This is a genomic window from Pseudoalteromonas sp. SR45-5 (assembly GCF_014163565.1).
GTDB lineage: Bacteria > Pseudomonadota > Gammaproteobacteria > Enterobacterales > Alteromonadaceae > Pseudoalteromonas > Pseudoalteromonas distincta.
In genome coordinates this window covers 1-4335 of record NZ_JACJDN010000337.1, presented here as the reverse complement: position 1 = coordinate 4335, position 4335 = coordinate 1, and the positions used below count along the sequence as shown (strand labels likewise).

4 protein-coding genes are annotated in these 4335 nt (G+C 38.8%); 3 read left to right on the top strand and 1 reads right to left on the bottom strand.

What is annotated here, in order from left to right; genetic code table 11:
- On the top strand, positions 1-1730 hold a 1730-nt coding region (gene plsB / locus H5072_RS12785; RefSeq protein WP_182693726.1), incomplete at its 5' end, for a glycerol-3-phosphate 1-O-acyltransferase PlsB.
- A gap of 20 nt (positions 1731-1750) precedes the next feature.
- Here the strand turns inward: plsB and tesB are convergent.
- On the bottom strand, positions 1751-2608 hold the full coding sequence (tesB, locus tag H5072_RS12780) for an acyl-CoA thioesterase II (protein WP_002957902.1): 858 nt from the start codon (positions 2606-2608) through the stop codon (positions 1751-1753).
- A gap of 77 nt (positions 2609-2685) precedes the next feature.
- On the opposite strand from tesB, the gene H5072_RS12775 reads away from it, so the two are divergent.
- Positions 2686-3144: an EVE domain-containing protein gene (locus H5072_RS12775; RefSeq protein ID WP_182693725.1), complete on the top strand. Its 459-nt coding sequence runs from the start codon at positions 2686-2688 to the stop codon at positions 3142-3144.
- Between the two features lie 69 nt (positions 3145-3213).
- Complete coding sequence (locus H5072_RS12770) at positions 3214-4248, top strand: cytosolic protein (RefSeq protein WP_182693724.1); 1035 nt, start codon at positions 3214-3216, stop codon at positions 4246-4248.
- Positions 4249-4335 lie beyond the last annotated feature (87 nt).

The window sequence follows — 4335 nt, the reverse complement described above, 5'->3', positions numbered from 1 at the left end:
CTAACGCTAAAAACATTAGCCAAACAGAAGCTCGTCAAAATGCACTTAAGCTACTTGATGAAATAGCCGCTAATTACTCTGAAGCAATGATACGTGTGGCCGAAAGGTTTTTAACTTGGTTATGGAATAAGCTTTATAATGGTATTGATATTAAACACGCCGAACAAATTCATGAACTAACAGATAAAGGGCATGAAATAATTTATATGCCTTGTCATCGCAGCCATATGGATTACTTACTGCTTACTTACTCTATTTATCATTTAGGTTTAGTACCTCCGCATATAGCTGCAGGTATAAATCTTAACTTTTTCCCTGCCGGAGGCATATTTAGACGCTCTGGTGCGTTTTTTATTCGCCGTTCGTTTGCAGGTAATAAACTTTATTCTGCCATATTCAAAGAGTATTTAAGCCAACTGTTTATTAAAGGTTACTCTGTTAAGTTTTACACGGAGGGCGGTCGAAGCCGAACTGGACGCTTACTTCCGCCTAAAACGGGTATGCTATCTATGACATTACAAGCAATGCTACGCGGAATAGACAGACCAATATCTATTGTTCCTGTTTACATTGGCTACGAGCACGTCATGGAAATTAACACCTACCTTAAAGAGCTGGATGGTAAAGATAAAAAAGGCGAATCTATATTTGGTATTTTTAAGGCAATCAAAAACCTTAAAAACTACGGTCGTGGTAATTTAAACTTTGGCGATCCAATCTCTATTAACCAATACTTAAACGATAACCAACCTGATTGGCGTGATTCAATACACCCAACTGACGTGCAAAAGCCACAATGGTTAGCACCACAAGTAACTAAACTTGCCGACCAAGTAATGGTTAAAATTAATAATGCAGCGGCGCTTAATGCGGTTAACTTACTAGCGATGATATTGCTGGTTAATGATAAGCAAGCATTGAGTAAACCAAAGCTATTAGCACAGCTTGATTTTTATCTGCGCTTACAGCGTGATGCCAGCTACAGTAATAAAGTAACTACACCAGACGAAACACCAGAGCAATTACTAACGCATGCATTAAAGCTTAATAAGTTTGAAGTTATCAGTGATGAGTTTGGCGAAATTATTACTATTAGCGATAAAGAAAAAGTACTGTTTAATTACTACCGAAACAATATTTTGCACTTGTTTGCAGTACCAAGCTTAATTGCACTACATCTATTTAAACAACACAGCACTACGATTGCTCAATGCCAGCAACTTGTAAAAACGTTTTATCCGTTATTTGCTAAAGAATGGTATTTACAGCCTCTTGATGAAAACTACATAACGCGTATTTTAGCTAACTTTGCTGATCAAAATTTAATTGAGTTTGATGGCGATAACATTCATATAACGAACAGTAATGACTGCCTAGCTAAGCTTGAAATGCTTGGACGAGCACTTAGCTTTACTTTACAACGTTACGCTATTGTAATTGGTTTTATTCAAACAAGTGATGGCATTGAAAAAGCCGAGCTTGAAAGAGAAAGCCAAGTACTCGCACAACGTTTAGGTACACTGCACGGCATAAAAACACCTGAGTTTTTTGACAAAAAAGTACTTGTTAGTTTTATCGAAAACTTACGTGGCGAGTCGTTAATAACAGAGGGTGATAAGGGCTTAGTAGGTAGCACACAACTATGTGAAACCTACGCACACCTTAAAACATTACTGCCAGCACGCGTCTGGCAGTCAATCAGCGATATAGTTCAAGATCAGTGTAACTAGCTATGCATTTACAGAAGGGGTTAACGTTGACGCATAACCCCTTCTTGCATTGTTGAGGCAACCAAGTTGCCTTGGCGATCAAAAAACTGCCCCCGTACCAAACCACACCCATTACTCGCACTTGGACTATCAATTGAATACAAAATCCAATCATCCATTCTAAATGGACGATGAAACCACATTGCATGATCAATAGTAGCTACTTGCATATTTGGCTGCATAAACGATACACCATGAGGTTGTAATGCAGTTGGTAAAAACTCAAAATCAGACGCATACGCTAATAAGTAATTATGGATACGCTGATCGTCCGGCATTTCACCATTAGCTTTAAACCAAATATGCTTTACCGGCTCCATAACTTCTGGTTTAAACGGGTTATGAAAAGTAACCGGTCGCATTTCAATTGGCATTTCACGGGTAAACTTATTACGGATAACCTCTGGGATATGCGAAGCGTTATCTTGGTAAAACTCAAGCGATGAACGTAATTCCTCAGGTGCGGGAACATCAGGCATTGTCGCTTGATGCGATAACCCATTTTCTTCACCCTGAAATGACGCGGTCATATAAAAAATAGGTTTACCGTACTGAATTGCTTTGACTCGGCGCGTACTAAAGCTCTTACCATCACGAATAGTTTCAACGTCATAAACAATGGGTTTAGCCGGATCGCCTGGGCGTAAAAAGTAAGAATGTAATGAATGAACTATTCGCCCTTCAGGTAGAGTTTCTTTGGCAGCAGAAAGCGCCTGCCCCATTACTTGACCACCAAATACAGCACCAAAGCCTAAATCTTGGCTTTGTCCTCGATATAAACCTTGCTCAATTTCTTCAAGTGTTAACAACGACAATAAATCATCTAATACTTGGCTCATTATTTCTTCCTCATTACCCTAGTGTCCAAATGATACTATACAATAGTGGGAAGTAAATATTTGTTAGGAATACTGTTATGGCTTACTGGCTATTTAAAACTGAACCCGATGCGTTTTCATTAGATGACTTAAAAAACGCACCAAAACAAACGACTCTTTGGGAAGGTGTGCGTAATTACCAAGCACGAAATTTTATGCGTGACGACGTCAAAGTCGGTGATTCAGTAATGATTTATCATTCAAGCTGTAAACACGTGGGCGTAGCGGGCATTGCCGAGGTTACTAAAGAAGCCTACCCAGACCCCACTCAATTTGATTTAAGCAGCGACTATTACGATGCAAAAGCCACCAGCGACAAACCACGTTGGGTTGTTGTTGAGGTTACTTATCAAAGCCATTTAAAAAAATTAATTAGCCTTAAAGATATTAAAGCCAATGACAATATTACTGAAATCGCACTTAAAAAGGGCGGACGACTATCAATAATGCCTGTTACTAAAAATGACTGGGATGTAATAATCAAAATGGCGCAGTAATACCCTATCGGTTTGACCTAATTTCATTGAGTTTGATATGATCTATGCTGACTTATAGCTGGAGGATTAATGAAATTACTGTATTGGTTAGATGAATGGTTAACTCTCCCGCACAATGAGCAACAAACTCGATTACCCATGACGGGTAGTGATTTACTCGGCGATGTATTTGTTAAGTATGATTTTGTTGACGTTAATAGACCCCTGCTTTTTACCTTCTCCCCAGCTGGCACTAACGTGCAAGAGCAAGATCTTCGTCCTGATTTTGCACCATGGGGTTATCACTTAGCTCAAAAACAAAACGTAAACGTAATCGCTTTTCAGCATTTGGGTAAAAGTAATTGGTTTCGTAATCGTAATTTAATCTTTTTTCTCGAGCAATTATCAACATTACTTACGCCGTTTAATTGTCGACTTGGCTATGGTTTAAGTCGTGGCGGATTTGCTGTTGGCGCTTTTGCTAAACTATTAAAGCTAAATCAGGTGTTGTTCTTCCATCCGGTAAGTACTAAAAATAAAGAATTAGTACCGTGGGATGACCGCTCTAGTACCGATATAGCTCAGCAGTTTGATTGGCAGCAAGATTATCACGATCTAGATTTAGGAGATGCCCAAGGCTATGTTATTTACGATCCTACTAATCGTATAGACCGAATGCACGCTAAGCGCTATAAGCAGTTAACTCACTTACGAGTATTTGGTATGGGACATGGCACACATGCCACATATTTGAATAAGTTTGGATTTTATAAGCAAGTAGCCGTCGATTTTATCCAGCATCAGCAAATTGATATTGCGCAGTTTCGTCTGCAAACTAAAACCTTACGTTTTAAAGAGGATTATTACAAAAGCCTTAATAAAGCGAATGTAAACTCAGCTCACCGTCAAACACTATTAAGCAAAGCTCATAATATTTTGATTGATGAAAAAGAAGTTCACGTACAGGAACATCAGGCAAAAATTGATATTCAGCCATTAATAGATGTTGCCCTCAAGCATCAAGATGAGCATCCTAATGATGCCATTCAGTTATTAGAAGTTGCTCAACAACTTGTACCTGACGATCCTTTAATTGAGCATAAAATTAAGCAACTAGAAGAGTAGTTACGCCAGTAAAAGCGGCTGTAAAGGCCAACTACTCTATTTGGCCTTTTTCTTTTTGTGCCCATACTTGGGCACAATGGCAAAGTA